At 62.9% G+C, this 26,792-nt stretch carries 22 protein-coding genes; 17 read left to right on the top strand and 5 right to left on the bottom strand.

Annotation, left to right across the window (positions count from 1 at the left end):
* The first annotated feature begins 79 nt into the window (after positions 1–79).
* Together DBW_RS12940 and DBW_RS12935 are read left to right on the top strand one after the other, a co-directional pair.
* On the top strand, positions 80–301 hold the full coding sequence (locus DBW_RS12940) for a NifU family protein (RefSeq protein ID WP_066727919.1): 222 nt from the start codon (positions 80–82) through the stop codon (positions 299–301).
* A gap of 24 nt (positions 302–325) precedes the next feature.
* Positions 326–520, top strand: coding sequence for a hypothetical protein (locus DBW_RS12935; protein ID WP_066727918.1), 195 nt, complete (start codon positions 326–328; stop codon positions 518–520).
* A gap of 58 nt (positions 521–578) precedes the next feature.
* Here the strand turns inward: DBW_RS12935 and DBW_RS12930 are convergent, their stop codons facing one another.
* Positions 579–2,552 (bottom strand): monovalent cation:proton antiporter family protein, encoded by a 1,974-nt coding sequence (locus DBW_RS12930; protein WP_066727917.1) that lies wholly within the window; start codon positions 2,550–2,552, stop codon positions 579–581.
* 79 nt (positions 2,553–2,631) lie between these two features.
* The gene (locus tag DBW_RS12925) at positions 2,632–3,966 is read right to left on the bottom strand and encodes a replication-associated recombination protein A (RefSeq protein WP_066727916.1); all 1,335 of its coding nucleotides are present in this window, start codon (positions 3,964–3,966) and stop codon (positions 2,632–2,634) included.
* Between the two features lie 222 nt (positions 3,967–4,188).
* Between DBW_RS12925 and DBW_RS12920 the strand changes: the two genes are divergently transcribed.
* From DBW_RS12920 to DBW_RS12885, 8 genes are all read left to right on the top strand, one after another.
* Positions 4,189–5,043: an NAD(+)/NADH kinase gene (locus DBW_RS12920; RefSeq protein ID WP_066727915.1), complete on the top strand. Its 855-nt coding sequence runs from the start codon at positions 4,189–4,191 to the stop codon at positions 5,041–5,043.
* A gap of 59 nt (positions 5,044–5,102) precedes the next feature.
* Positions 5,103–6,770 (top strand): DNA repair protein RecN, encoded by a 1,668-nt coding sequence (gene recN, locus DBW_RS12915; protein ID WP_066727914.1) that lies wholly within the window; start codon positions 5,103–5,105, stop codon positions 6,768–6,770.
* A 46-nt stretch (positions 6,771–6,816) separates the two neighbouring features.
* Positions 6,817–7,266, top strand: a complete 450-nt coding sequence (locus DBW_RS12910; RefSeq protein ID WP_066727913.1) for an N-acetyltransferase — start codon at positions 6,817–6,819, stop codon at positions 7,264–7,266.
* A gap of 111 nt (positions 7,267–7,377) precedes the next feature.
* On the top strand, positions 7,378–8,247 hold the full coding sequence (locus DBW_RS12905; RefSeq protein WP_066727912.1) for a M23 family metallopeptidase: 870 nt from the start codon (positions 7,378–7,380) through the stop codon (positions 8,245–8,247).
* 201 nt (positions 8,248–8,448) lie between these two features.
* Positions 8,449–11,139, top strand: coding sequence for a preprotein translocase subunit SecA (gene secA / locus DBW_RS12900; protein WP_066727911.1), 2,691 nt, complete (start codon positions 8,449–8,451; stop codon positions 11,137–11,139).
* Between the two features lie 78 nt (positions 11,140–11,217).
* Positions 11,218–12,399, top strand: coding sequence for a bifunctional glutamate N-acetyltransferase/amino-acid acetyltransferase ArgJ (gene argJ, locus DBW_RS12895; RefSeq protein ID WP_066729849.1), 1,182 nt, complete (start codon positions 11,218–11,220; stop codon positions 12,397–12,399).
* A gap of 16 nt (positions 12,400–12,415) precedes the next feature.
* The gene (deoC, locus tag DBW_RS12890) at positions 12,416–13,087 is read left to right on the top strand and encodes a deoxyribose-phosphate aldolase (protein ID WP_066727910.1); all 672 of its coding nucleotides are present in this window, start codon (positions 12,416–12,418) and stop codon (positions 13,085–13,087) included.
* Positions 13,084–14,274 carry a phosphopentomutase gene (locus DBW_RS12885; protein WP_066727909.1) on the top strand — a complete coding sequence of 397 codons (1,191 nt, stop codon included), beginning with the start codon at positions 13,084–13,086 and terminating at the stop codon, positions 14,272–14,274. The genes deoC and DBW_RS12885 overlap by 4 nt, the downstream gene beginning before the upstream one ends.
* Before the next feature lie 7 nt (positions 14,275–14,281).
* Here the strand turns inward: DBW_RS12885 and DBW_RS12880 are convergent, their stop codons facing one another.
* On the bottom strand, positions 14,282–15,064 hold the full coding sequence (locus DBW_RS12880) for a PilZ domain-containing protein (protein ID WP_066727908.1): 783 nt from the start codon (positions 15,062–15,064) through the stop codon (positions 14,282–14,284).
* Between the two features lie 133 nt (positions 15,065–15,197).
* Here DBW_RS12880 and DBW_RS12875 point away from each other — a divergent pair, with 133 nt between their 5' ends.
* Complete coding sequence (locus DBW_RS12875; protein ID WP_066727907.1) at positions 15,198–15,587, top strand: DUF2914 domain-containing protein; 390 nt, start codon at positions 15,198–15,200, stop codon at positions 15,585–15,587.
* A 98-nt stretch (positions 15,588–15,685) separates the two neighbouring features.
* On the opposite strand, the gene DBW_RS12870 is transcribed toward DBW_RS12875, so the two are convergent.
* Positions 15,686–16,123 carry a MucR family transcriptional regulator gene (locus tag DBW_RS12870; RefSeq protein WP_066727906.1) on the bottom strand — a complete coding sequence of 146 codons (438 nt, stop codon included), beginning with the start codon at positions 16,121–16,123 and terminating at the stop codon, positions 15,686–15,688.
* Between the two features lie 402 nt (positions 16,124–16,525).
* On the opposite strand from DBW_RS12870, the gene DBW_RS12865 reads away from it, so the two are divergent.
* The 6 genes from DBW_RS12865 (at position 16,526) to DBW_RS12840 (ending at position 23,879) form a co-directional block, all read left to right on the top strand.
* Positions 16,526–17,566, top strand: coding sequence for a deoxyguanosinetriphosphate triphosphohydrolase (locus DBW_RS12865; RefSeq protein ID WP_066727905.1), 1,041 nt, complete (start codon positions 16,526–16,528; stop codon positions 17,564–17,566).
* 100 nt (positions 17,567–17,666) lie between these two features.
* Positions 17,667–18,092: a chemotaxis protein CheW gene (locus DBW_RS12860; protein WP_066727904.1), complete on the top strand. Its 426-nt coding sequence runs from the start codon at positions 17,667–17,669 to the stop codon at positions 18,090–18,092.
* Positions 18,089–18,505: a chemotaxis protein CheW gene (locus tag DBW_RS12855; RefSeq protein WP_066727903.1), complete on the top strand. Its 417-nt coding sequence runs from the start codon at positions 18,089–18,091 to the stop codon at positions 18,503–18,505. Before DBW_RS12860 ends, DBW_RS12855 begins: the two co-directional genes overlap by 4 nt.
* A gap of 36 nt (positions 18,506–18,541) precedes the next feature.
* Positions 18,542–19,918: a response regulator gene (locus DBW_RS18580; RefSeq protein ID WP_066727902.1), complete on the top strand. Its 1,377-nt coding sequence runs from the start codon at positions 18,542–18,544 to the stop codon at positions 19,916–19,918.
* Between the two features lie 119 nt (positions 19,919–20,037).
* A complete protein-coding gene (locus DBW_RS12845) occupies positions 20,038–22,695 on the top strand; it encodes a valine--tRNA ligase (protein ID WP_066727901.1) in 2,658 nt (885 codons plus the stop codon).
* A gap of 179 nt (positions 22,696–22,874) precedes the next feature.
* Complete coding sequence (locus DBW_RS12840) at positions 22,875–23,879, top strand: hypothetical protein (protein ID WP_066727900.1); 1,005 nt, start codon at positions 22,875–22,877, stop codon at positions 23,877–23,879.
* A 100-nt stretch (positions 23,880–23,979) separates the two neighbouring features.
* Here the strand turns inward: DBW_RS12840 and DBW_RS12835 are convergent, their stop codons facing one another.
* Complete coding sequence (locus tag DBW_RS12835; protein ID WP_066727899.1) at positions 23,980–26,472, bottom strand: Rne/Rng family ribonuclease; 2,493 nt, start codon at positions 26,470–26,472, stop codon at positions 23,980–23,982.
* Between the last annotated feature and the right edge of the window lie 320 nt (positions 26,473–26,792).

The raw sequence follows: 26,792 nt of genomic DNA, 5'->3' as shown, positions 1-26,792 counted from the left end.
TCCGACTAGCCCGACCCCCTGTTGCGTAGCAGGGAGGTCGGGCTATAATAAGCACACATCACAGAGGAGGATTCATTCAATGCGTGAAGAAGTTCAGAAAGTTCTCGAAATGGTACGCCCGGCGTTGCAGGCCGACGGGGGCGATGTCGAACTGGTCGATATCAGTGCGGACGGTGTGGTCAGCGTGAAATTGAAGGGCGCCTGCGGTTCCTGCCCGATGTCGACCATGACCCTCAAGATGGGGATTGAAAAGACCCTGCGGGAAAAAATTCCCGCCGTCAAGTCGGTGGTACAGGTCTGATTCGTTTACTCCGGGGAGGTGCCGATGATCAAGGTCAAGACCTTTGGTGAACCGCTCGCGGCCTTCAAGGCCCAGCGCGAACTTGGGGAACTGGACGAACGTATCAACGACTTTATCCGCCGGAATAATATCCGCAAGGTCATTTCCGTCAGCGATTCGCCGACCAGCGAGAATGGCTCGACCATCGGCCTGATCCGGGTTCTGGTTTACGAAGAATAGCCGACAACAGCAGCGAAGCAGTTCAGCGGGAGCCTCTTGGGGCTCCCGTTTTCTTTTTTTATACCGGATGCCCGTGCAGCAGCTCCCGCGCTTGCAGCACGTTCTCGGGAGCGCCGAGGAGGAGCAGGGTGTCCCCCGGTTCGAGGACCAGGCTGGCTGCCGGGCTGTAGCGGACCCGCTCGTTGCGGATAATGCCGACGACCATGGTCCCGGTGCGGGTGCGAAAAGCGAGCTCGCCAAGGGACTTGCCAAGGCAAGGAGAGTCGTCCGGGACCGCCTGAAACTCGATCTGCCCCTGTTCCAGCACCGACAGGTAGCCGGAGAGGTTGCTCGGCGTCTTGCCGGGGGACCGCAGCCGGTCATAGTGTTCCCGGCGCAGGGTCGCCATCTGCTTCAGGACCTGCCCTTCGCCGATGCCGCAACGGCGCAGCAGCAGGCTGGAGAGCTGGATGCTGGCCTCGAATTCATCCGGGACGACCTCGTCCGCGCCGAGGGAGGAAAGATATTCAAGCTCGGCCACGAAGCGGGTTCGGACCAGGATGTAGAGATCGGGATTGAGCCCGCGCGCCGTCGGCACCGCCCGGGCGATGGCGGCGGGGTCGTTGATGGCGAGGACCAGCGCCCGCGCCCGGCCGATGCCGACTCCTTCGAGGACCGCCGCCGCGGTGACGTCGCCGAAGACGATCAGCTCCCCTGCCGTGCGTGCCTGACTGACGACGGTGCCGTTGGTCTCGACATGGATACAAGGGATACGCATCTCGCGCAGAGCCCGCCCGACGTTGCGCCCGGAGAGCCCATAGCCGGCGATGATGACATGCCCTTCGAGATTGGCGGTTCGCTCACCGCTGGCGTCGGGAAGCTCGGCGCCGTTCCCCCAGCGGCCGGCAAGGCGCCGCGCCAACGGCTCGGCCCGGGCGGCGAGCAGCGGTGTCGCGAGCAGGGAGAGGGCAATCACGGTTAGGGTCCCCTGGTAAAGGGGCGGCGAGATGAGCTCCAGGGCGAGGGCTTTGCGCAGCAGGACGAAGGCGAATTCGCCGACCTGGAAAAGGAGGAGCCCGGCGGTGAGAGCGGTGCGCAGCGGATAGCGGGCCCAGAGGGCGCCAAGGGTCCCGGTGGCGATCTTGAGCAGGGTCAGCAGCAGGAAGGCGCCGGCGATCAACAGGCCGTGGTCTGCCACGGCATGCAGATCGACCAGCATCCCCATGGAGATAAAGAAGATGGCGAGAAAGGCGTCCCGAAACGGAATGACGTCGGCCAGGACCTGGTGCGCGTAGTCCGATTCCGCCAGGGCGAGACCGGCCAGGAAGGCGCCGAGGGCGAGGGAGAGCCCGGCCTGGGCGGTGATCCAGGTGGTGCCGAGGAGGAGGGTCAGCACCGTCAGGCGAAAGAGTTCCGGGGTCCGGGTGCGGAGGATCCCCCGCAACAGCGGTTGCAGCAGGTAGCGCGAAAAGCCGAAGAGGAGGGCGAGGAGCGCTCCTGCCTGGAGCAGGCCAAACAGGGTGAAGCCACTGTCGCTGCCTGCCAGCAGCGGCAGCAGCAACAGGAAGAGAATGACGCCCAAGTCCTGGAAGAGGAGGGTGGCAAGGGCGATCCGGCCGTGGGCGGCATCGATCTCCCCCCGCTCCGAAAGCAGCTTGAGGACAAGGGCGGTGGAGGAGAGGGCAAGGGCCATCCCCAGGACCCAGGCGGCGGCATTGCCGATGCCGGCCAGGCGCGCCGCGCCGTAGACCAGCAGGGTGGTGGACGCCATCTGGGTCGCTCCGCAGCGAAGCATCAGCCCCTTGATGCGCAGCATCCGGGTAAAGGAGAATTCCAGGCCGATGGTGAAGAGGAGCAGGATCACCCCCAGTTCCGCCATCGCTTCGACCTCGTGGACCCCGCGAACCAGGTTCAGGCCGTAGGGGCCGATGACCAGGCCGGTGACCAGGTAACCGACGATCGGCGACTGGCGCAGGTGGCTGAAGAGCCAGGCGCTGGCGAGGGCCAGGCCGAGCAGGATGAGGAGGTCGAGAAGGAAGGGGAGGTCGTTCATGGGCTCTCGCCGCGGTGGAAGGTGACAAATTGTTTGACGAGTATAGCAGATGCCGGGACCTAGCGGGTGGCGGTGGCGGTCAGTCCTTCTCGTCCGGGTCGGGTTTTGCTCTCCCCTGGCGCAAGTCGGCCCAGTGGGCGAGACGCTCGCCGATCAGCTTCTCGTAGCCCCGCGCGGTCGGCCGGTAGTAGCGCTTGCCGCGCAGGGCGTCGGGGAGATGATCCTGGGGCGCGATCCCCTCGGCATGGTCATGGGCGTACTGGTACCCCTTGTGGTAGCCGAGCTCCTTCATCAGCCGGGTCGGGGCGTTGCGGATATGCAGCGGCACCGGCAGCGCGCCGCTCTTGCGCACCTCGGCCAGCGCCTGGTCGATGCCGAGGTAGCTGGCGTTGCTCTTCGGTGCGGTGGCGAGGTAGGTGACCCCCTGGGCGAGATTGATGCGTGCCTCGGGCAGGCCGACGAAGTGGACTGCCTGCTGCACCGCCAGGGCGATCTGCAGCGCCCGCGGGTCGGCGTTGCCGACATCCTCGGAAGCGAAGACCACCATCCGCCGCACGATGAAGAGAGGGTCTTCCCCCGCCTCTAGCATCCGCGCCAGCCAGTAGAGGGCGGCGTCGGGGTCGGAACCGCGCAGGCTCTTGATGAAGGCGGAAATGACGTTGTAGTGCTCCTCTCCCCCCTTGTCGTAGAGGAGGGCCTTCTTTTGCAGCGCCTGCTGGGCATCCGCCAGCTCGATGCGCTCCTCGCGGCTGGCGGCCGCCGCCACCTCCAGGGCGCCGAGAGCGATGCGGGCGTCGCCATCGGCCTGGGCGGCGATGAAGGCGAGGGCATCGTCCGCGACCTGCAGCTCTTTCGCGATGAGGCCGCGCGGGTCGGTCAGGGCCCGTTGCAGCAGCAGGAGAATCTCCTCGGGGGCGAGGGGCTCAAGGACGAAGACCCGCGAGCGCGACAGCAGCGCCGAGTTGATCTCAAAGCTCGGATTTTCGGTGGTGGCGCCGATGAGGATGATGTCGCCGCTTTCGACGAAGGGGAGGAAGGCGTCCTGCTGGGCCTTGTTGAAGCGGTGAATTTCGTCGACGAAGAGGAGGGTGCGGCGGCCGTGGTAGGCCTTTTCCTCCTTCGCCCGGGCGACGATCTCGCGCACCTCCTTGACTCCCTGGAGGACGGCGGAGAAGAAGACGAAGCGGCTTTTGGTGGTGCCGGCGATGACCCGCGCCAGGGTCGTCTTGCCGGTCCCCGGCGGCCCCCAGAAGATCACCGAGGCGAGCTGGTCGGTCTCAATCAGCCGCCGCAGCAGCTTCCCTTCGCCGAGCAGCTCGCGCTGGCCAACGACTTCGTCGAGGGTGCGCGGGCGCATCCGCTCGGCGAGCGGGGCGTCGGAGGATTCGCTGGCGGCCTGGGTGAAAAGGTCCATTGGTTGTCTCCAGTGAAACGCAGGCTCGACTCTAGCACATGGGGGTGCCGGGCTCAACTGTGTCGCAACCACCGCCCTCATAGCTTCTCTGGGGCAACGGCCGCTGGGTCAAAGACTGAGCTGCGTGTACCTGGGGAGCGCGCCGGCGTCAGTAGTTGTATGGACTCCGTGCCCGAGGTGTGGTAATAACGTGGTGCGATGGACAGGCCGAGGGAGTGGAAAATGCAGCAGGTCGGTATCTATGCAAAAAAACAGCACCCGGACGCTGTCGTCTTTGGCCGCGAGGTGATGGAGTGGCTGCTATCCCGGGGGCTTGAGGTTCTCCTGGAGGAGGATCTGGCCCAGAGCCTGGGGGTGACCCGCGATTATGCCGACAATGAGATTCCGCAGCGGGCCGACCTGATCGTGGTCCTCGGCGGCGACGGCACCCTGATCTCGGTCGCCCGCCACGTCGGTGCCCAGATGAAGCCGATCCTGGGGGTCAACCTCGGCAGCCTCGGTTTCTTGACCGAGATCACCCGGGATGAGACCTTCGCCACTCTCGAGCGCGTCCTGCAGGGGGATTTTCGGGTCTCCCGGCGGCTGATGCTCGATGTGGTGGTTCGCCGCCAGGGGGACGAAATTGCCCGCTACGCGGTCCTGAATGACGCCGTCATCAACAAGGGGGCCCTGGCCCGGATTATCGATATGGCGGTCTGGGTCGATGACGTCTACCTGACAACCTTCAAGGCCGACGGCCTGATCGTTGCCACGCCGACCGGGTCGACCGCCTACAACCTGGCCGCAGGCGGGCCGATTATCGACCCGGGCGTCGCCTGCCTGGTCATCTCGCCGATCTGTCCGCACATGCTGAGCAATCGGCCACTGATCGTCTCGAGCGAAGCGGTGATCCGCATTGAAGTCAAGTTCCAGGATCAGCACGTGGTTCTCACCGCCGATGGCCAGGTCGGGATGCAGCTGCAGGGGGGGGATCTGGTCGAACTGCGCCAGGCCCGGGAGCGTACCCTGCTGATTCAAAGTCCGACCCGGGATTATTTCGAGGTCTTGCGCACCAAGCTGCGCTGGGGGGAGAGATAGTGCTGAGTGCTGAGTGCTCCTCTTTTATCGGCCACCAATAACCAATCGGTCTTGTCACCATGCTCGTCGAACTGCAGATCCGCAATCTCGCCATCATCGACCAGCTACAGGTCCAGTTTGCCGCCGGGTTCAACGTCCTGACCGGCGAGACCGGCGCTGGCAAGTCGATCATTATCGATGCGGTCGGTCTGCTGCTCGGTGACCGGGCGCGGCCGGAACTGATTCGCAACGGCGCCGATGAGGCGAGTGTCGAGGCCCTGCTCGATCTCTCCGGGCAGGCCGGGCTGCAGCAGGAATTGCAGCAGGCCGGGTTCGACGGCGAGGGGGAGCTGCTGGTGCGACGGGTCGTCTCCCGCGCCGGCAAAAACCGGGTTTACGTCAACGGCTCGCTGGCCACGCTGGCCCAGTTGCAGGCCTTCAGCGGACAGCTGGTGACGATCTACGGTCAGCACGAGCACCAGACCCTGCAGCGGGGCGAGACCCACCTCGCCCTGCTGGACAGCTTCGCCGGCCACGGGCCGCTTCTTCTCGATTATGCCACCCACTATGCAGCGCATCGCCAGCTGCAGCAGCGGCTGGACGGGCTGGAGGCCGCGGAGCGGGACCGGCAGCAACGGCTGGAGGTGCTCGCATTCCAGCAGCGGGAGATCGCCGCCGTCGCGCCCGTTCCCGGGGAGGACGAGGAACTGGCCGCCGAACGGCTCCTGCTGCAGCATGCCGAACGGCTGGCCACCACCGCCAGCGGCGGTTTCGAGACCCTCTACGGTGGCGAAGCCGCCGTTTGCGGCGAACTGGCGCGAGTGGCGGCGGACCTTGAAGGTCTGGCCGCGATCGATCCTTTGCTCGGCAGTCTGGGCGAATCGCTGCGCAGCGCCCAGTACAGCGTTGAGGACTGCGCCGCGCAGCTGCGGGACTACCGGCGGCGCATCGAGTTCGAGCCGCAGCGGCAGGAGGAGGTCGAGAGCCGCCTCGCCCAGCTCAGCCCGCTCAAGCGCAAGTATGGGCCAACCATCGCCGCGGTCCTGGAGCATCGTGATCAGGTCGAGCGGGAACTTGCTGAACTCGGTGACCTTGCTGCCACCCGGGAGGAGCTGATGCGGCAGCTCGATGCCGCCGCGGCGGCCTTGCGCCAGTCGGGGAAACAGTTGAGCTGTGCCCGCAGTGCCGCCGCAGCGCGCCTGAGCCAGGCGGTCGAGGCGGAACTGGCCGACCTCGCCCTGGCCAAAGCGCGGTTTGTGGTCCAGCTTTTCCCCTTGGCAGCGCCTGGTAGCCAGGGGCTCGAGCGGGTCGAGTTTTATCTCGCGCCCAATCCCGGTGAGGAGCCGAAGCCCCTGGCGCGCATTGCCTCGGGCGGGGAGTTGTCCCGGATCATGCTGGCGCTGCGGCGGGCCGCACCGATGGCCGAAGGGGTGCAAACGCTGATCTTCGACGAGGTCGATGCCGGCGTTGGCGGCGCGGCGGCGACCGCTGTCGGCGAAAAGCTGCGCAAGGTGGCCCGGGGGTTGCAGGTGCTCTGTATTACCCATCTCCCCCAAGTGGCGGCCTTTGCCGATCACCATTTCCGGGTTGAAAAGAGTGAGGTCGAGGGGCGGACAGTGACGACTATCCTCCCCCTGGACGACACCGCGCGGGTCGGGGAAATGGCCCGGATGCTCGGCGGGGCACGGGTTACCGAGCGGACCCTGGAGCACGCCCGGGAATTGATCGGCCAGTCGTGCCGAGCCTGAGACCGGCCCGGCGCCGGCTCGTTTAGATCTTCTGAGGAGTTCGTTCATGGTGCGCAAAGCGCGTATTGCCGATGCCCGGGCGATCCACAAGCTGTTGCTTGGCTATGCCCGCGAAGGGATGATGCTCTCCCGGTCCTTGCCGGATATCTATGAGAACATCCGCGACTTCTATGTATTTGAAGAGAATGGCGAAACCGTCGGCACCGTCTGCCTGCATATCTGCTGGGAGGATCTTGCCGAGGTGCGCAGCCTCGCCGTCTCTGCCGATTGCGAAGGGCGCGGGCTCGGTCGCGAACTGGTTGAGGCCTGCCTGGCCGAGGCCCGGGATCTGGGGATGAAGCGGGTCTTCGCCCTCACCTACAAGCCGGTTTTCTTTGCCAAGCTCGGTTTTCATGAAATTGAAAAATCGGAACTGCCGCAGAAGATCTGGGGCGACTGCATGAAGTGCGCGAAGTTTCCCGAATGTGACGAAATTGCCCTGAGTATTACCCTGTAATCCGTCAAAAGGCGTTAAAAAGCTTGACACTTCCTGGGAAGTTGCCGTATTAATCGCTACGGTGCCAGATTCGGCTTGTGTCATTTCAAGGTGTTGCGGAGGTTTTCGGTCTTGTCTGCCAAAAAGTACACCATCCTGATTATTCCGGAGGGCTCCCATCAGGTCCGCCGGTTCAACCTTCGCCGCAGCGTGCTGCAGTGGCTGGCGGGGGTCAGCGTGGTGTTGCTGGTAACAGTCGGCCTCTTCGCCGTCGATTACTTCCGCAACAATCTCGACCGCCATGAATTTGCCCGCCTGAAGAAAGAGAATCGCAGCCAGCAGATGGAGTTGCAGCGCCTGGTGGCGAGCCTGCAGGATTTGCAGCAAGAGATGGTGGTTCTGGCCCAGAACGATGCCAAGGTCCGTGTCCTGGCCCAACTCTCCAAGCCGCGCAGCGACACCCTCGCCGGGGTGGGCGGACCTCCCGAGGAGGAGGGTTCCGATCGCTTCTCGGCCTTGCAGCAGCAGATCGACGCAGTCCGCCAGGCGATCGACCTGCGCCGCGAAAGCCAGGAGGAGATCCAGGGGTTCCTCAATGACCAGCGCTCGCTGCTCGCGGCCAAGCCCCAGGGGTGGCCGGTCAAGGGGTGGATGACCTCCGGTTTCGGCATGCGCAATTCCCCCTTCACCGGCAAGCGCAAGATGCACGAGGGGGTTGACATCGCCGCTCGCACCGGCACGCCGGTCTATGCCTGTGCCGACGGGATCGTCAGCCAGGCGGAAACGGCGCCCGGCTACGGCAAGCTGGTGGTCATCGATCATGGCTATGGCTACAAAACCTACTACGCTCACAATTCGAAAATCTTCGTCAAGGTCGGGCAGCGCATCAAGCGCGGCGAACGCATTTCGGCGGTCGGGAATACCGGCAGTTCCACCGGTTCCCACGTCCATTACGAAGTGCGGCGCAACGGGGTTCCGCTCAATCCCCGCAAATACCTCTAATCACCACTTTGTCGCGACTGTCTACAAGCCCCGGTTTTCCGGGGCTTTTTTGTTTCTGCCTGGAGAGGTTCGGGTGGCCCTTTCGGACTTGTGGCCGGCTCCGGCTTTGTGCTAAACTTCCAACCTTTGCCGGAGGTTGCCGGCACCCAGCACAGTGACCCGGGGCGGCTGGCTAGCGCCCCTTATCACGGAGTGATATCGATGATCGGAAGTCTGGTCAGAAAAGTTGTCGGCAGCAAAAACGATCGTGAACTCAAACGTCTGCAGCCCATCGTCGCCCGGATCAATAGCCTCGAAGAGACGATGGCGGCCCTTGACGATGCCGGCCTGCGCGGCAAGACCGTCGAATTCCGCGCCCGCCTGGCCGCGGGCGAGACCCTCGACGACCTGCTGCCGGAAGCCTTTGCCGTGGTGCGGGAGGCGGGGAAGCGGGTGCTCGGCATGCGCCACTTCGACGTCCAGCTGATCGGTGGCATGGTCCTTCATTCGGGGAAGATTGCCGAGATGAAGACTGGGGAGGGGAAGACGCTGGTCGCCACCCTGCCATCCTACCTCAATGCCCTCGCCGGCAAAGGGGTCCACGTCGTCACCGTCAATGATTACCTGGCCAAGCGTGACTCCGACTGGATGGGGCAGATCCATCGCTTTCTCGGCCTCACCGTCGGCTGCATCGTCCATGGCCTCACCGATGCGCAGCGCAAGGCGGCCTATGGCTGCGACATCACCTACGGCACCAACAACGAGTTCGGCTTCGACTACCTGCGCGACAACATGAAGTTCGATCTCGCCGACTACGTGCAGCGCGACTTCTTCTTCTCCATCGTCGACGAGGTCGACTCCATCCTCATCGACGAGGCGCGTACCCCGCTGATCATCTCCGGCCCCTCGGAGGCTTCGAGCGAGCTCTACTACACCGTCAACCGCATCATCCCCATGCTCAAGAAGGGGGAGATCATCGAGAACCGGGACGGCAAGCTCGGCCAGACCCAGAAGACCTATACCGGCGATTTCACTGTCGATGAGAAGGCCAAAACCGCGACCCTCACCGAAGAGGGGGTGAGCCGGGTGGAAAAGCTGCTCGGCATCGAAAACCTCTACGAGCCGCGCAACATCGAGACCCTGCACCACGTCAACCAGGCGCTCAAGGCCCATGCCCTGTTCAAGCGCGATGTCGACTACGTGGTCAAGGACGGCGAGGTGATGATCGTCGACGAGTTCACCGGCCGGCTGATGCCCGGGCGGCGCTGGAGCGACGGCCTGCACCAGGCGGTGGAAGCCAAGGAAGGGGTCAAGATCGAGAGCGAGAACCAGACGCTGGCGACCATCACTTTCCAGAACTACTTCCGCATGTACGAAAAACTCTCCGGGATGACCGGTACCGCCGATACCGAGGCGGCCGAGTTTTCCGAGATCTACAAGCTCGAGGTCATGGTCATCCCGACCAACCGGCCGATGGTCCGAATTGACCAGTCCGACGTGATCTACAAGACTGAACGGGAGAAGTTCAAGGCGGCGATCGAAGATATTGTCGAGCGCCACGCCAAGGGGCAGCCGACCCTGGTCGGGACGATCTCCATCGAAAAGTCCGAAGAGCTGTCGGAGATGCTCAAGAAAAGGGGCATCCCGCATACCGTTCTCAATGCCAAGCACCACGAAAAGGAGGCGGAGATCGTCGCCCAGGCCGGCCGCAAGGGGGCGGTGATGATTGCCACCAACATGGCGGGCCGCGGTACCGACATCGTTCTCGGCGGCAACCCCGAGATGCTGGCCCGGCGCGAAGCGGCCACCGCCGAGGATCCGGAAGCTGCCTTCCCGGCGGCGCTCGAAAAGTTCCGTGCCCAATGCGCCGCCGAGAAAGCCGCGGTGCTGGAGGCGGGCGGGCTCTATATCCTCGGCACCGAGCGCCACGAGTCGCGGCGTATCGACAACCAGCTGCGCGGACGTTCCGGGCGTCAGGGGGATCCCGGGGAGAGCCGCTTCTACCTCTCCCTCGAGGATGACCTGCTGCGGATCTTCGGCTCGCACCGCGTCGCCTTCGTCATGGAGAAACTGCGCATCCCCGAAGGGGAACCGATCGAGCACGGCATGATCTCCAAGGCGATCGAGAATGCCCAGAAGAAGGTCGAGGGACACAACTTCGAAATCCGCAAGCACCTCATCGAGTATGATGATGTCATGAACAAGCAGCGCGAGGTGATCTATACCCAGCGCCGCGAAGTGCTCGCCGGGGAGAGCGTTCGCGAAACGGTGACGGGGATCATCAGCGAAGCGATCGAGGACATGGTGGCGACCTTCTGCCCCGAAAAGACCCTGCCGGCCGACTGGAACTGGGATGCCCTGGCCGAGGATTTCCATGGCCAGTTTTCCTTTCCGGTTACTCTCCCCGCCGAACCCGACCGCAGCCTGACCCGGGAGGATCTGGAGGCGGACCTCCGCTCCCAGGTCGAGCGCCGCTTTGCCGAGCGCGAAGAGGAGTTCACCACCCCGGTTCTCGAACACCTGATGAAGGTCCTGCTGCTGCAGACGATCGACCTGCAATGGAAAGACCATCTCCTTTCCATCGATCATCTCAAGGAGGGGATCGGCCTGCGTGGCTATGGCCAGCGCGATCCCAAGGGGGAGTACAAGCGCGAGGCTTACGAGCTCTTCATGGCGATGATGGGGCGGATTCGCTTCGAGGTGATCAACAAGCTGTTCCGCATCCAGCTCGCCCGCGAGGACGATGTCGAGCGCATGGAGGCGGAACAGCGTAAACGGCGGGTCGTCCTCAACCGGGCCGGCGGGGACGATCAGCCGGCCAAGCCGGTGACCCGCGAGGAGGAGAAGGTCGGGCGCAACGACCCCTGCCCCTGCGGCAGCGGCAAGAAGTACAAGAAGTGCTGTGGGCAGTAGCGTTTCAGCCTTATATCGGGAACGGCAGGGTGGTTCCCCTCGCGAAGCGGAGTGACAGCGATGGACAGGGACGAGCGGATCGAAGTCAAGGGATTCCGGTTTGCCGCGCAGGCGGCGGGATTGAAAAAGTCGGGGAAGCTCGACCTGGGACTGATCGTTTCGGCGGTGCCGGCAACGAGCGCCGGGGTCTTCACCACCAACAAGGTGGTCGCGGCGCCGGTGCTGGTGACCTCACCGCGGGTTCGCTCCGGACAGTGCCAGGCGATCCTCGTCAATAGCGGCAATGCCAACGCCTGCACCGGTGAGGCCGGCCTGCGCGACGCCATCGCCTGTGGCCGCCTCGCGGCGCAGGCACTCGGCATCGCCGAAGAACTGGTGGCGGTCTCTTCCACCGGGGTGATCGGCCAACCGCTGGCGATGGAGCGCTTTACCGCCGGGATTCCGCCCCTGGTCGCCGCGCTGGACGACTCCGGTGCGGCAGCGGTTGCCACGGCGATCATGACCACCGATTCCTTTCCCAAGCTGGTCGCCGCCCGGGGCTCTGCCGGCGAGCGGGACTACACCCTGCTTGCCCTTGCCAAGGGCGCGGGGATGATCCATCCGAACATGGCGACCATGCTCGCTTTTGTCCTCACCGATGCCAAAGTGGCGCCCGACTTCCTCGACCAGGCGCTGCGTCGCGCGGTCGATGGCTCTTTCAACAGCATCACCGTCGATCGCGATACCTCGACTAACGACATGGTCCTGATCCTCGCCAACGGCATGGCCGAGACGCCGGAGATCGTCGCCGGAACGCCGGAGGCGGCGGAATTCCAGCATCTGCTCGACGAGATCCTGCTCGACCTGGCGAAGATGATCGTGCGCGACGGCGAGGGGGCGACCAAGCTGGTCCGGATCCACCTGCAGGGTGCCCGGGACGCGGCCCAGGCCCGTCAGGCCGCGGTGGCCGTCGCCACCTCCAGCCTGGTCAAGACCGCTTTTTTCGGCGAGGATGCCAACTGGGGGCGGATCATCGCCGCGGTCGGCTACTCGGGGGCGGAGGTTGATCCCGACCGGGTCGCGATCCGCTTCGACCAGGTTGCTGTTGTCGAAAATGGACTCGGTACCGGCAAGGAACTCGAAGCGGAGGCGACCAGGGTTCTCAAACAGCCCGAGTTTACCGTCACCGTCGATCTTCAGCTTGGCGACGGCAGCGCTGATTACTACACCTCGGATCTGACCTACGACTACGTCAAGATCAACGCGTCCTACCGCACCTGAGCCCGCATCTGGAACCATGACTTCCCCCGCGCCCTTCATCGATCATACCCTGCTTCAAGCGGTTGCAACGACAGCGGATATCCACCGCCTCTGCGAAGAGGCGGTGGAGTACGGTTTTGCTGCGGTCTGCATTCCCCCCGTCTACGTGACCCAGGCGGCGGATCTCCTGTACGGTTCCGGGGTCGCGGTGGCGACGGTGGTCGGATTTCCCCTCGGCTACCAGCCGCCAGCCCAGAAGGCGGCGGAAGCCGCCGCGGCTGTGAGCGCCGGCGCCGGCGAGATCGACATGGTGATTCACCTCGGCGCCGTTCGCGAGGGGCGCTTCGACGCCGTGACTGAAGAGATCCGGCAGGTGGTCCGCGCCGCCCGCGGCGCCGTCGTCAAGGTGATCATCGAGTGCTGCTACCTGGGCGACGATCAGAAACGGACCCTGGTCGATTGCGTGGTGGCGGGCGGGGCCGCCTATGTCAAGACCTCGACCGGCTTCGGCAGCGGCGGGGCAACTCTGGACGATGTCCGGTTGCTGGTGACTGCCGCCGCCGGCCGGATCCAGGTCAAGGCTGCCGGCGGAATTCGCGACTGGTCCGCTTGTCAGCCCCTGCTCGCTGCCGGGGCGACCCGCATCGGCACCAGTGCCGGGATAGCCATCGTGGCCGGTTGGCAGGCCAGCCTGGGAGGGTGCCAGTGACCCACCCTTCCCGGGCCGTGCTGATTACCCTCGACGGCGTCGGCATCGGGGCCCTTCCGGATGCGGCGGCCTACGGTGACGCCGGGGCCAATACGCTGCAGCATGTCGCCGCCGCCTGTGGCGGCCTCTATCTCCCCCACCTGCAGTCGCTGGGACTTGGCAATCTCCTCGATCTTCCTGGGGTGCCGCCTGTTGCAGCGCCCCGGGCCGGCTTCGGCCGCATGCTGGAACAGTCGGCCGGGAAGGATACGACTACGGGCCACTGGGAGCTGGCAGGCATTATCCAGCCGCAGCCCTTTCCGACCTACCCCGACGGTTTCCCTCCAGATATTATCGCCGCCTTCCGCCGCGCGACCGGTCTCGACCCCCTGGGCAATTGCGCCGCCAGCGGTACCGAAATCCTGCAGCGCCTCGGCGAGGAGCACCTGCGCAGTGGCCGGCCGATCGTTTATACCAGCGCCGATTCGGTCTTCCAGATCGCTGCCCACGAAGCGGTGATCCCGCCGCCGCAGCTCTATGAAATCTGCCGTGTGGCGCGCAGGATCCTCGACCCCTACCGGATTGGACGGGTGATCGCCCGCCCCTTCCGCGGCGACAAAGCTGTAACCTTCCAGCGCACTGCCGGGCGCCGCGACTTTTCGCTGCCGCCTGGTGACGAAACACTCCTCGACCGTTTGCAGGCGGCCGGTCTGCCGGTCTTGGGGATCGGGAAGATTTCGGACATCTTTGCCGGGCGGGGGATCAGCGAGGGGCAGCCCAGCAAGGGGAATGCCGACGGCATGGGAAAAACCCTGGCTGCCCTCGACCGGTGCCAGGGTGGCCTGATCTTTACCAATCTGGTCGATTTCGACATGCTCTACGGCCATCGCCAGGATGCGGCCGGTTTTGGCCAGGCGCTGGAAGCTTTTGATCGCTGGTTGCCGGAACTGTTGGGACGACTGGAGCGCGGGGATTTGCTGCTGCTGACCGCCGACCATGGCTGCGACCCGACCACTCCGGGAACCGACCACAGCCGCGAGGCGGTACCGGTACTGGCCTGGGGACTCGGGATGGTGGCTGGTGTGCCTCTCGGGGTGCGGGAAAGTTTTGCCGATGTCGCCGCGACTCTCGATGAATTCTTTACGGTTGGCCGGGGGGGAGGGGAGAGCTTTCTGGCCGAGCTGGCGGGGTGTGGGCTGGTAGTTTGAAGTGCGCCTAGGGCCTGTCTGCCGGCGTACCGCGTAGGCTCAAATCACGATGACTGTGAACCTGGAGTTGGGCGAGGTCAAAATGCCGCGGCCCTTCATGGCTCTCGGCGAGCTCTTCGAGAACCCGGCTTTCGATGAAGTCCTGGATGGTTTGCGCCGTCTCCGGGGCGATGTCGGTAAATTCAATGCCGACGCCCTGGAGATAGTTGTTTTCAGGCCCCGGTTTGACCCGGTAAAGGACCCTGCCGGCAACCTCGATTTCGGTCTGCATGCCGAGCAGAGGAAAGATCACCGAAAGTTGTTCGAGGTTGTCGACCCGGCATCCGGTTTTGATGAAGAGGCCATAGGCGCTCAGGCTCAAAACTTCGGCCATCACCGGTGCGCCGCCACTGTAGAACATGCCGGGAAGTTGGATTTTCAGGCGCAGGTTGCGGCGCGGGGTACTTTCCAGGCGGTCCTGGATCAGGGTGAAGAGTCGGAAGATGTCGAGGGGGACTGTCATCGTTTCGTGGGGAGGTAAGTTGTCGTCCCGCTCTTCGTCATCGGTGAGAACCAGCAGCGGAAGCTGTCGCTCCCGGACCTGGTCCGTTACCTGCGCAGTAAAGGGGGCGTTTTTACTCGTCAACAGGTTGCTGCCGAGGATGACCAGGTCGGGAGGGACTTCGGCCAGGAACCGGGACAGCGGCTCGGGTTGGCAGGACGCCATCACGCGGTAACCCCAATGCTTGAGGATCATCTCGATGGTGGCCACAAGTTTTTCCCGGCGGTCGCCGAGCAGAATCCGTTTCATGGTGTATTCCCGGGTACTTTTCAGCCCGCCAAATGTACGGTATCCTAATGGCCGGGTCAAGGGCAATCGTAGCCCGGGACCGGCCCGGCCTTGCCCACCCGTAACTTACGACACCAACCGAGGAGAAGACGTCATGCGCCTGTTGCCGCTGTTGTTGATCGCCATCCTGCTGGCCGGAAGTTTCCCCGCGACTGCCCTTGCCAGTGTGACCGTGGCCGAAGGGGTGATTGCCACCCAGGTGGTCGATCGTAACCCGGTCGCCGTCGCCGAGATCTTTCCGCCTACGGTAGGCACCCTCTATTGCTATACCCGACTGGTCGGAGCTACCGATGCGACGGCGGTGACCCATGTCTGGTTCCGCGGAGATGAAGAGATGGCCCGGGTTGAACTGCCGGTCCACTCCGGGAACTGGCGGACCTGGAGTTCCAAGCAGATCCTCCCGGCCTGGACCGGGGCCTGGCGGGTTGAGGTGCGGGATGCCGGTGGAACGGTGCTGCAGGTTCTCCCCTTCACCATTCAGTAGCCGAAAGGAGGGGAGCCGCCTCCCGCGAACGATCCATCAAAAAGGCCGCCCGGGGTTACCCGGGCGGCCTTTTTGATGGATCGTGCAAAGCGGCAATACTATTTCTTTTTCTTGGTTTTGCCCCGCGCCGCCCGCGCCTTGGCGAGGTTTTCACCGAGGCCGCGATCGACCGCCATCTGCCGGCGGCTTTCCGAATAGGCCCGCGCTGCCAGCGGCTGGGTACGGGGGATGTCAAACTGCTTGCGGTACTCGCCCGGCTTGAGGTCGTGGGCGGTCTTCAGGTGGCGCGCCAGGGTCTTCATCTCTTTGCCGCAGAGCATGCAGGTGATCTTGTCTTTGCCGAATGCCTTTTTGCGCGTAATGGTGGGCATTGTCGGCTCTTCAGTGGTCTGTTCGGGTAGGGACTCGCCCTTCTCGATGGCTGCAAGGCCTTTATGTACCGAGGAAATTTCTGCCAGAAGTTCCTCCTTCGACATGGTGGATGAAGCGGCCATCGACAAAACGATTTCAGTAGCCATTTCCAGAAGTGATGCCATTGAATATCCTCCTTGGTCTGTTTGTTATGCGGGGAAGCTGCTGTTGTAGAGTTCATTCTATTACAATAATTCTTGGATAAATCAATAATAAAAGTAAAAATTCAAAAAATTTTGTACCGGTTTTATCAAACTCACCCAGATGTTTTCTGTTATCTGCTGCAGAAAAAGTTTGTAGGGGGATAATCCTGACAGGTAAGTATGCGTGAAATTTTGATGAACCAAGGGGGGTTTTTTTTACTTTTGACTTTCAAAGGTGATTGAAGGAGAGCTTGCGGGTGTTTTCATTGTCGTGATCCGGTGTTTATGGCTGTGGTGCTCCGGTGTTTTGATTTGCAACAATCGATGGGGTAGGGTATAGAGTAGCAGCATCGCAGGCAATCAAGGCAATATGCTCCGGACTTTATGAATATCCGCCAACTCAGCGAAGATCGTGAACGCCAGTTTCTTGCCCCCTGGGCCGCCCTGAGCAGCGCCAGCAGCGGTCGGGCTCGCCCGGAACCGCCCTGTCCCATTCGTACCGTCTTTCAGCACGATCGCGACCGGATCCTGCATTGCAAGGCCTTTCGACGTCTGAAATACAAGACCCAGGTCTTTCTTGCCCCGGAAGGGGATCACTATCGGACCCGGCTGACCCATACTCTCGAAGTTGCGCAAATTGCCAGAACGGTCGCCCGGGCCTTGGCCCTGAACGAAGACCTCACCGAAGCGATCGCCTTGGGGCATGATCTTGGTCACACGCCCTTTGGTCACGCCGGTGAGCGGGTCCTCGATTCCTTGGTGCCGGGCGGGTTCCGCCACGTTCGCCAGAGTGGCCGGGTCGTCAGCGTCCTGGAACGGGAAGGGCGCGGGCTGAATCTGACCGCCGAGGTTCTGGATGGTATTCTCAAGCATTCCAAGGGGCGTGGACCGCTGCTGGGAGGGACACCCGAGACCCTTGCCTTAACCATGGAGGGGCGGGTGGTGCGCCTTGCCGACATCATCGCCTATGTCAACCACGATCTGGATGATGCCGTTCGTGCCGGCCTGGTCAGCCCCGCGCTGGTTCCGGAAGTGATTACACGAGTGCTCGGACTGGATCATGGACGCCGGATCAATACCATGGTTCTCGACATGATTGAGGCCTCTCTTGGCTGTGGCGGCGCAGACGTCCGGCTCACCGAGCCCGTGGCCGAAGCGATCGTGGCCCTGCGCAGCTGGCTCTTTGAGCATGTCTACCAGGTGCGGAGTGTGCATGAGGATTTTGAAAAGGCATCGCGCATTCTGCAGGAACTCTTCAGCTTTTTCATGGATCATCCCGAGGCGCTGGAGCAGCATGGGGGACGATTTCTGGACGGAGATCCCCGGGAAGTTTCGGTGGCCGATTTTATCGCCGGAATGACGGACCGCTTTGCCATGAATCTCTATCAGCGACTGTTTCTTCCCCAGACCTGGAAGATCTTTTAACTTGGCATAACTTCTCGGTTTTTCTCTTTCAGAAGGCTTGACACTCCGGCTTTGGCTATGCTACTTTTGATGCCGGTTTGCCGCTTGCGGGAGTGGCTTGATGCTGAGCCAGGATTCGGGCATGACCGACTCTGCTGAAATGAACCTGGTATTTCGTCTGGGCGGGATCGGCTTTGTGCTGCCGATCGATGACCTGGTGGAGATTCGCGAAGCAACGCCGGAGACACCTGCTGCCGTTGCCGGTGATGAGTCTTTGCTGGTTGATTTGCGCCGCCCATTAGGGTTGAGCCAAGCGAATACCGATGCTGGCGCCCGCGTTGTTCTCTGTGGCAATCCGCAGCCGTGGATATTGTATGTTGAACATATCGACGGCATCTTTCCGGCCAGCGAATTTGAACATCGCCCCTTGCCGGAGCTGTTGTGGCGGGATGTTCTTCCCACCTTTCAGCGACTGGCGCTCTGGCGGGGTGAGGTGCTGCAAGCCTGCCGTGCCCCGCAACTTGAACAATTCAGGGGCGAAGCGTGACCCCCCGCCTGGTTCTGCTTCGGCTTGGGGAGAAGCAGTTTGCGCTGTCGCTGGAGAATGTCTGGCATATCCTGCTGGCACCGCGGCTTTTCCCACTGGCATTGATACGGCCAGGATTCAAGGGGGTTTTTCTCCATCAGGGCGACGTCCTGCCCCTCCTTGATTTGCCGGGACTGCTGTCGGTTCCCGGTTCCGGGGAGGGATGCCCCTATGTCATGGTTTGCGGGAGCGAGTTCGGTCCCTTCGGGTTTCCGGTCGACCAGATTCTGCAGATTGTCGAATGCCGATTGGGCACCTTGGGTGAATGTGAACCGGAGAGCGACCGCTTTTCGGCGGAAAAGAGTTTTGTCTACAACGGGAACACGTATCCGCTGCTCGACCTTGGAGCATTGCTGGCGACTCTTCCCCGTTAGCTTTTGCATGCCCCTTTTGCGGGCAAGGAGGCCTGGATGAGCAAGAAACTGTTGTTGGCCGACGACAGTATCACGATTCAAAAGGTCATCGGCATCACCTTTGCCAACGAAGACTACGAACTGACAGTCGTCGATAATGGTGATACCGCTCTGGCGAAGGCCCGGGAGATTCATCCCGACCTGATCCTTGCTGATGTCTTTATGCCGGGCAAGAACGGTTACGATCTCTGCTCCGCTATCAAACAGGATCCCGACCTCAAGGGGGTTCCGGTGCTGCTCCTGAGCGGCACCTTCGAACCGTTTGACGAGGAGAAGGCGCGCAGTTGCGGCGCCGAAAGCTGGATCGCCAAGCCTTTCGAGTCCCAGGCCCTGATCGATCGGGTCGAGCAGCTCCTCAGTGCCGTACCGGCTCCGGCGGCTACTCCGCCCGTGGCTCCCTCCCCCCCGCCGGAAACGCCAGCCGCCGTAGCGGCAGCTCCTCCTCCCGCCGAGGAAGTGTCGGCTGGTTCCGACTGGGAGGATTTTGACGCGCCCGAAGTCGCGACAGCCGTCGAGGTCGCCGCTACCGAGGGTCCTGCTGCGCCCGTTGACGATCCCTGGGGGTCCATCGCTTTTGAGGAGGACGACCTCCAGCCGGCGGCTCCGGAACTCGAAGAGGAATTTCTGTTCGAAGAGGAAGACCTTTTCGCCGAGCCGGTGGCAGCCGAGACGGCAGCTCCTGCCCCGGCAGCCACGCCTGCTCCCCCGGCAGCCACCGTGGTCGCCAAGCCCGCGGAGCCCGACTGGGGCGATCTCGAGGAAGAAATTCTGCCCCTCGACGAGAGCGATATCCTCGACGCCGAAGAGCTCACTGACGAGGAAAACGAGGAGTTCACCAGCGCGGTTGAAGAGGCGGTGGAGCAGGCCACCGAGGGGACTTCCGCGGAGGAAGAGTTTTTCTTCGAAGAAGAGTCGTTGGAGCAGGCCGCCGAGGCTCTGGAGATTGAGGACCCCTTCGCCGACGAGCCCGATACCGCCATGGCGGCTGCCTCCGAAGCATGGGAGTTCCCGGCTGAGGAAACGACCGAAACTGCCGAGCCGGCGGCGGCCGAGAGCGACGACTGGGCCTTCGATCTCGCGGAAGAGCCGGAACCGGAGCCCGTCGTTCCGCCGGCAGTTACGGTGGCGGCACCGGAAGTGCCGAAGACCCCTGCCGCTGAGCCTGTTGCGGAACCTGCACCGGTCGGTGTGGAGGAGCGCGTCGCCTCCCTCTCCGAGGCCGACCTGGAGAAGATCGTTGCCAAGGTCGCCGGTGCCGTCGTCGAGCGTCTTGCCGGCAGCATCCTGGAGAAGATAGCCTGGGAGGTGGTGCCCGACCTGGCCGAGGCGCTGATCCGTGACGAAATTCGCAAAATCAAGAAAAAAACGGCCTGAAGCGAGGGCCAGACAATGGCGTTGACTGAAGAAATGGGGATTGCTAAAATCCCCATTTCCTTTTCTGGGCCGGCGGACGGCTCCTAGCGACTCTTTTGTGGTCAAGGACTGTGACTTACATGGAACCGAAACTTTCCAAGGGCTACGAGCCTCAGGATGTCGAAGCCAAGTGGTATCGCAACTGGGAAGATCATGGTTGCTTCCACGCGGATGAGCACTCGCCCAAACCCCACTTCTCCATCGTGATTCCACCGCCGAATGTCACCGGCGTCCTGCACATGGGGCATGCCCTCAACAATACCCTCCAGGACATTCTCTGCCGCTGGAAACGGATGACCGGCCACGAGGTATTGTGGATGCCGGGGACCGACCATGCCGGCATCGCCACCCAGAATGTCGTCGAGAAGCAGCTGGCCCTTGAGGGGACGGACCGCCACGATCTCGGCCGGGAGGCTTTCGTGGACCGGGTCTGGACGTGGCGCGGCGAGTCGGGGGGGCAGATCATCAACCAGCTCAAGCGCCTGGGGGCCTCCTGCGACTGGGAGCGGGAACGCTTCACCATGGACGAGGGCCTTTCGACCGCCGTGCGCGAGGTCTTCGTGCGCCTCTATGAAGAGGGGTTGATCTACCGCGCCAACCGGCTGATCAACTGGTGTCCGCGCTGCCATACCGCCCTCTCCGATCTCGAGGTCGAGCATGAGGAGAAACAGGGGCAACTCTGGCACCTGCGCTACCCGGTCAAGGGGGAGGCGCGTTTTCTGACCGTTGCCACCACCCGTCCCGAGACGATGCTCGGCGATACGGCCGTCGCCGTCCATCCGGAAGATGAGCGCTATGCCGACCTGGTCGGCAAGAGCGTGGTTCTGCCCCTGCTGGGACGGGAAATTCCGGTTATTGCCGATGAGTATGTCGACCGGGAATTCGGTACCGGCGTGGTAAAAATCACTCCCGCCCACGATTTCAACGACTTTGAGGTGGGGCAGCGCCACAACCTCGAATTTATCAACATTCTCGACACCTCCGGCTTCATCAACGAAAACGGCGGTCCCTACCAGGGACTAGAGCGCTATGTCGCCCGCAACAAGGTCGTGGCCGACCTCGAAGAGCTTGGCCTGCTGGAGAAGGTCGATGTCCACGCCAACGCCGTCGGCGAATGCTACCGCTGCAAGACGGTGATCGAGCCCTACCTCAGCCTGCAGTGGTACGTCAAGGTCGGGCCCCTGGCCGAAGAGGCGATCAAGGCGGTGCAGCAGGGCGACACCCGCATTGTCCCGGCCCAATGGGAGAAGACCTACTACGAGTGGATGTTCAACATCAAGGACTGGTGCATCAGTCGGCAGATCTGGTGGGGCCATCGGATCCCGGCCTGGTACTGCGCCGATTGCGGCGCCATCACCGTCAGCCGCGCGGACGCCAGCACCTGCCACCAATGCGGCAGCGGCAACCTCGCGCAGGAGACCGATGTTCTCGATACCTGGTTCTCCAGCGCCCTCTGGCCCTTCTCGACCATGGGCTGGCCGCAGCAGACCGAGACCCTGGCCAAGTTCTACCCCACCTCCTGTCTTGTCACCGGGTTCGATATCCTCTTCTTCTGGGTCGCCCGGATGATGATGATGGGCCTGAAATTCATGGAGCAGGTTCCCTTCAAGGATGTTTATATCCACGCCCTGGTGCGCGATGCCCAGGGGCAGAAGATGTCCAAGAGCAAGGGGAACGTCATCGACCCGCTGCTGGTCATCGATGAGTATGGCGCCGATGCACTTCGGTTTACCCTGACCGCTTTTGCCGCCATGGGGCGGGATATCAAGCTCGCCACCGAGCGCATCGCCGGCTACAAGGCGTTTGCCAACAAGCTGTGGAACGCCGCCCGTTTCGCTCTGATGAACCTGGAAGATTTCGAGCCGGCTTCCATCGACCTCGAATCGGCCGAACTCACCCTGGCCGATCGCTGGATCCTGGTGCGACTCGCCGAGAGTGCCCGGGAGGTCAACCAGGCCTTGGCCGATTACCGCTTCAACGAAGCGGCGAATATTCTTTATGCCTTCACCTGGCACAACTTCTGTGACTGGTATATCGAACTGGTCAAGGATGACCTCTACGGGGAGGATGCCGCGGCCCGGCAGCGGGCCCGCTCCGTCCTCTTTACCGTCCTTGAGCAGTTGCTGCGCCTGCTTCATCCGCTGATGCCGTTTATTACCGAGGAGATCTGGCAGGCCCTGCCGGGGGCGCGCCCCTGCGCCTTTCTGATGCAGAGCGACTACCCGACCGGTGCCGGGCTCCCCTTCGATGGTGGCGGCGCCGCCCGGATGGAGCTGATCATGGAAGTGGTTCGCGCCATCCGCAATATCCGCGGGGAGATGAATGTGCCCCCGGGGCGCCTGATCGCAGCGGTCCTGGACTGTAAAAGCGCCGCGGCAGCCGAGATCCTCGCCGCCGGCGAAGGGTATATCCGTACCCTGGCCCGGGTTGGCGAACTTGCCTTCGGGGTCGGCATCGCGCGCCCGGAACAGGCCGCCACCCAGGTGGCCGGAGAGGTTGAAATCCTGCTGCCGCTGGCCGGTCTGATCGACGTGGCCGCCGAGGAGCAGCGGCTGGCCAAGGAGATCCTCAAGGTCGAAAAGGACGTGGCCCTGTTTGAAAAGAAACTGGGGAATGAGGCCTTCGTTGCCAAGGCGCCCCCCGAAGTGCTCGAGAAGGACCGGGGCAAACTGGCCGAGGCCCGGGAAAAACTGGCCATTCTGCAACAGGGACTGGAAAAACTGCAGGCGCTTAAATAGACCACGGTAAGGGCCGGAGCGAAATCGTTCCGGCCTTTTTTCCACTGCGGTCTGGATCGACTCCGGGACTGGTGCCGTCGAGCAGGGGGACGCGGACAGTTCAAGAAAATGTACTAAACTGTGACCATGGCGTGCCGATCGGTTGTGGAAACCGGTTTCCCGTTGCAAGGACGATTTTCATGGACCGAAGGCTCTTTCTGGTTTTGCTCATTACTTTTTTTCTTCTACTGCCGCAGCTGACCCTGGCGGTGGAAACCGAGTCTTTGCCGCCAGCGACTGAAGTGGCCACTGATGCGGAGCCGCGTCTTCCCGGAACCGGCAGTCTGACGGCTTTCCATACCTACTTTTCCCACAACGTTGAAGGGCTGTCGCGGCAGGTCGATTCTTTCTTCGGAGCCAACCGGGTTTATGAAGAGGGGACCGGAACCTATATCCAGCTGCGTGGTTTTACCACCTACGGGAAGGGGGGGGAGCTTGATAGCAATGGCCGGGTACGAGCTCGCATCGGGCTGCCCAACCTGGAAGAAAAGGTCAACCTGCTGCTGGAGAGTGAAGAACCGGACCCGGGGGCGGAAGGGGAGACCCTGACCACCGGTAACAGCCTGGCCAAGAACCTCGGCGACCAGTCCCTCGCCACATCCTTGCAGTACATCCTGGAGCAGCGGCAGTTCTGGGATATCCGTCTGCAACCGGGGATCAAGCTGCACTGGCCCCCGGACCCCTTTGTGCGCCTGCGGCTCCGTTGGCTTCATCCCCTCAGCAGGACCTGGCTGAGCCGGGTTACCCTGACCCCGGGATGGTACAGTTCGCGCGGCTGGGATGCGCGGTTGCGTTATGATCTCGAGCGGAGTACCGGGAGAAATGCCCTGTTTCGAGCCAGCAGCACCCTCTACTGGACTGATGATCAACCGCGCAACCCTGAGTGGTCCGAGGTGTTGTTCTTTGCCCATCCCCTCGGCGATCGGGTGCAGATGGCCTACGAAGTTGGGGTTGTCGGGGATGTTCAGCCAAAGGTTGAAGATAACCGCTATTTCGCAAGCCTGCGCTACCGGCGCAATATTCACCTGGGCTGGGTTTTCTTCGAACTGCAGCCGCAGCTCGAATTTTCCCGTACCGACGATTTCAGGGCAAATCCCTCGCTGGTCCTGACGCTGGAAATTCTCTTCGGGGAGGGGTATCTGTAGCTGGATGGAGCAGGGAAGAGAGAATGAGCATGGCCGAATCTTTGGCCAACAAAACGATCGGGGCACCCAACCAGGTGCCCCGATCGCTTGGTTCTGGGACTCATTTTGACGGCAGGTCCTCGGGTTTTTTGCGGGGAGCCCGTTTCCGCGGCGTCCGTTCCTTCTCCGCGCCAGCCTCCGCCCCGGTCGCTGCTGACTGGGGCTCCGGCGCCGCGGCAGTTTTGACCGCCGGTTTCCGGGCCACCCGTCGCTTGGCTTCAGGTTTTTCAGCAGCGGGTTTCTCAGTAGCGGGTTTTTCGGCTGCCGGCTTCCTGGCTGCCGGCTTCCTGGCTGCCGGCTTCTTGGCTGCCGGCTTCTTGGCTGCTGGCTTCTCGGCTGCTGGTTTCTCGGCTGCTGGTTTCTCGGCTGCTGGTTTCTCGGCTGCCGGTTTCTCGGTTGCTGGTTTCTCGGCTGCCGGTTTCTCGGTTGCTGGCTTCCTGGCTGCCGGCTTCCTGGCTGCCGGCTTCTCGGTTGCCGGCTTCTCGGTTGCCGGCTTCTCGGTTGCCGGTTTGCGACGGCGGTTTCGCACCGGCCGTGGCTCCTCCGGGACTTCGGTCACCCCGGCAGGTGCCGGCGCGGCGACTTGCGGCGGCTCAGAAGCTGTTCCTTCGCCTGTTGCCTCAACGCTTGTGGTTGTTTCGTCCGCCGTTTTCTTTTTGCGGCGCCGGCGTTTGCGTTTGCGTTTCTGAGGTTCTTCTCCGGAATCGGCAGCGACGTTGCCTAGGTCTGTCGCTTCCTCCTCCGGCTCATCTTCGGTTTCGGTCGCAGTGGCGGCCAGTTCCTCAGGGCCCTCCCCGCTTTCCCCGGCTTCCCCCTTCTTCTTTTTGCGCCGCCGGCGTTTCCGTTTTCGTTTCGCATCGCCTTCGGCGGCAGTATCGGGAGAAAGTTCCTCTTCCGCAGGTATCGGGGCGGACGGCTGGGGGAGGTCTTCCGCTGCACTCTCCGCCGGTTTGGGACTCTCGGCCACCGCGGGCAGATTTCCCGCGACGGGAGCCAGGGTGGGAGCAGCGATGGGGTGGTGGGGGGCAGAAGCGGCCGTAACCGGCGCGTAGAGATCGTCACGGACTTCGCCCTTTTCCCGCTTGTGAACAATCAGCTCGAACTGGCTGGCGACGAAGGATTTGCGGGCACGAATGAAGATGCTCACCTGGTAGCGGCGTTCCATCTCCAGCAACTCTTCGCGCTTGGTGTTGAGCAGGTAATGTGCGACGTCGATCGGTACTTCCCCTTCGACCCGCTCGACCTGGCCGCGGGCGATGGCGGCGTGGAGCTTGCGCAGAAAGCCGACCGCCTGGGCTTCGGCACTCTTGACCCGGCCGCTGCCACCGCAATTCGGACAGGAGAGATAGGAGCCCTCGGCGAGGGTTGCCTTGATCCGCTGCCGGCTCATTTCGAGCAGGCCGAACTGGCTGATCTTGCCGACGGTGACCCGCGCCTTGTCGTTTTTCAGGGAGTCCTTGAGGACCTTTTCGACCTCGCGGATATGCTTGCGGTCCCGCATGTCGATGAAGTCGATGACGATCAGTCCGCCGAGGTCACGCAGGCGCAACTGGCGACCGACCTCGGCGGCCGCTTCGATGTTGGTCTTGTAGGCGGTCCCCTCCACCCCCTGTTCCCCGGCCATCTTTCCCGAGTTGACGTCGATGGCGACCAGGGCCTCGGTGGCGTCGATGACGATCGAACCTCCCGAGGTCAGCGGGACCTTGTTGCGCGAGAGAGTCTCGATCTGTTCTTCGATCTGGTAGCGGGAGAAGATTGGGCGCCGCTCCTGGTGCAGCTTGACCAGGCGGACATATTCGGGCATCACCTGCTGGAAAAATTCCTTGGCCTCCTCGTAGACCTCGGGGTCATCGACCAGCACTTCGTCCATGTCGGCGGTAAAGTAATCGCGGATCGAGCGGATGACCAGGTTCGATTCCTTGTAGACCAGCGCCGGGGCCTTGACCCGGCGGCCGAGTTCCTGGATGTTCTGCCAGACCCGGACCAGGTAATCGAAGTCGCGCTTGAGTTCCTCCTTGGTCTGGCCGATCCCGGCGGTGCGCACGATGTAGCCCATCTGTGGTGGCAGGTCGAGGGACTTCATCGCCTCCTTCAGTTTTTTGCGCTGCGTCTCCTCCTCGATCTTGCGGGAGACCCCCTTGGTATCCGAGTCGGGCATCAGCACCATGTAGCGACCGGGAAGGGAGAGGTAGGTGGTCAGCGCCGCCCCTTTGGTGCCGCGTTCCTCCTTGACAACCTGGACCAGAATCTCCTGGCCGCGGCGCAACAGGTCGTTGATGCGCGGCCGCCCCTTCCCCTCGCCTGCTTCGAAGGCGGCAAAGTAGGACGGGTGCAGTTCGCCCATCTGCAAAAAGCCGAGGCGTTCGGCGCCGTAATCGATAAAGGCGGCCTGCAGTCCCTGCTCAACGCGGACCACGGTCGCCTTGTAGATGTTGCCGCGGGTCATTTCGCGGCCTTCGGACTCGATGTCGAGGTCGGTCAGCAGGCCGTCCTCGACCGTTGCCACCCGGCTTTCCTCGGGATGGGTGGCGTTGATCAGCATCTTCTTGCTCATGGAAATCCTTCCGGTCGCGCCAGGCGCGGCCTCAAACGGGGTGCGGTCCGGGATCGCCCGGCCGGTCGTGCCCCGCGGTTTCGTCCTGATCCCGGGCCCTGCACCTTCCGGCCGCCGGGGCGGGCGGGGAGGGGGCGGGCACTGCGGGGAGGGCGCCGGCGGGACACCGGGAAACTCTGGTTGACTCTATCGTCGGGGCCATGGGGCCCAGAAGAAGCATGGTCGCGGAAGCGGGGACATTCCGGTTGCGGCGCAACTATAGCAGATATCAGCAGCTTTGCCCAGCGCCGAATTCTCCCGCGAGAGGGTGCAAAAGCCTG

This window comes from Desulfuromonas sp. DDH964 (assembly GCF_001611275.1).
Taxonomy (GTDB): domain Bacteria; phylum Desulfobacterota; class Desulfuromonadia; order Desulfuromonadales; family DDH964; genus DDH964.
Note: the sequence above shows the minus strand (reverse complement) of the source record. Positions and strands in the feature narration are given on the sequence as shown.

Excerpts from the sequence above, each read along its gene's own strand:
- DBW_RS12940 (WP_066727919.1), top strand. The coding sequence starts at position 80 with ATGCGTGAAGAAGTTCAGAAAGTTCTCGAAATGGTACGCCCGGCGTTG.
- DBW_RS12935 (WP_066727918.1), top strand. The coding sequence starts at position 326 with ATGATCAAGGTCAAGACCTTTGGTGAACCGCTCGCGGCCTTCAAGGCC.
- DBW_RS12930 (WP_066727917.1), bottom strand. The coding sequence starts at position 2,552 with ATGAACGACCTCCCCTTCCTTCTCGACCTCCTCATCCTGCTCGGCCTG.
- DBW_RS12925 (WP_066727916.1), bottom strand. The coding sequence starts at position 3,966 with ATGGACCTTTTCACCCAGGCCGCCAGCGAATCCTCCGACGCCCCGCTC.
- DBW_RS12920 (WP_066727915.1), top strand. The coding sequence starts at position 4,189 with ATGCAGCAGGTCGGTATCTATGCAAAAAAACAGCACCCGGACGCTGTC.
- recN (WP_066727914.1), top strand. The coding sequence starts at position 5,103 with ATGCTCGTCGAACTGCAGATCCGCAATCTCGCCATCATCGACCAGCTA.
- DBW_RS12910 (WP_066727913.1), top strand. The coding sequence starts at position 6,817 with ATGGTGCGCAAAGCGCGTATTGCCGATGCCCGGGCGATCCACAAGCTG.
- secA (WP_066727911.1), top strand. The coding sequence starts at position 8,449 with ATGATCGGAAGTCTGGTCAGAAAAGTTGTCGGCAGCAAAAACGATCGT.
- deoC (WP_066727910.1), top strand. The coding sequence starts at position 12,416 with ATGACTTCCCCCGCGCCCTTCATCGATCATACCCTGCTTCAAGCGGTT.
- DBW_RS12880 (WP_066727908.1), bottom strand. The coding sequence starts at position 15,064 with ATGAAACGGATTCTGCTCGGCGACCGCCGGGAAAAACTTGTGGCCACC.
- DBW_RS12875 (WP_066727907.1), top strand. The coding sequence starts at position 15,198 with ATGCGCCTGTTGCCGCTGTTGTTGATCGCCATCCTGCTGGCCGGAAGT.
- DBW_RS12870 (WP_066727906.1), bottom strand. The coding sequence starts at position 16,123 with ATGGCATCACTTCTGGAAATGGCTACTGAAATCGTTTTGTCGATGGCC.
- DBW_RS12865 (WP_066727905.1), top strand. The coding sequence starts at position 16,526 with ATGAATATCCGCCAACTCAGCGAAGATCGTGAACGCCAGTTTCTTGCC.
- DBW_RS12860 (WP_066727904.1), top strand. The coding sequence starts at position 17,667 with ATGCTGAGCCAGGATTCGGGCATGACCGACTCTGCTGAAATGAACCTG.
- DBW_RS18580 (WP_066727902.1), top strand. The coding sequence starts at position 18,542 with ATGAGCAAGAAACTGTTGTTGGCCGACGACAGTATCACGATTCAAAAG.
- DBW_RS12845 (WP_066727901.1), top strand. The coding sequence starts at position 20,038 with ATGGAACCGAAACTTTCCAAGGGCTACGAGCCTCAGGATGTCGAAGCC.
- DBW_RS12840 (WP_066727900.1), top strand. The coding sequence starts at position 22,875 with ATGGACCGAAGGCTCTTTCTGGTTTTGCTCATTACTTTTTTTCTTCTA.
- DBW_RS12835 (WP_066727899.1), bottom strand. The coding sequence starts at position 26,472 with ATGAGCAAGAAGATGCTGATCAACGCCACCCATCCCGAGGAAAGCCGG.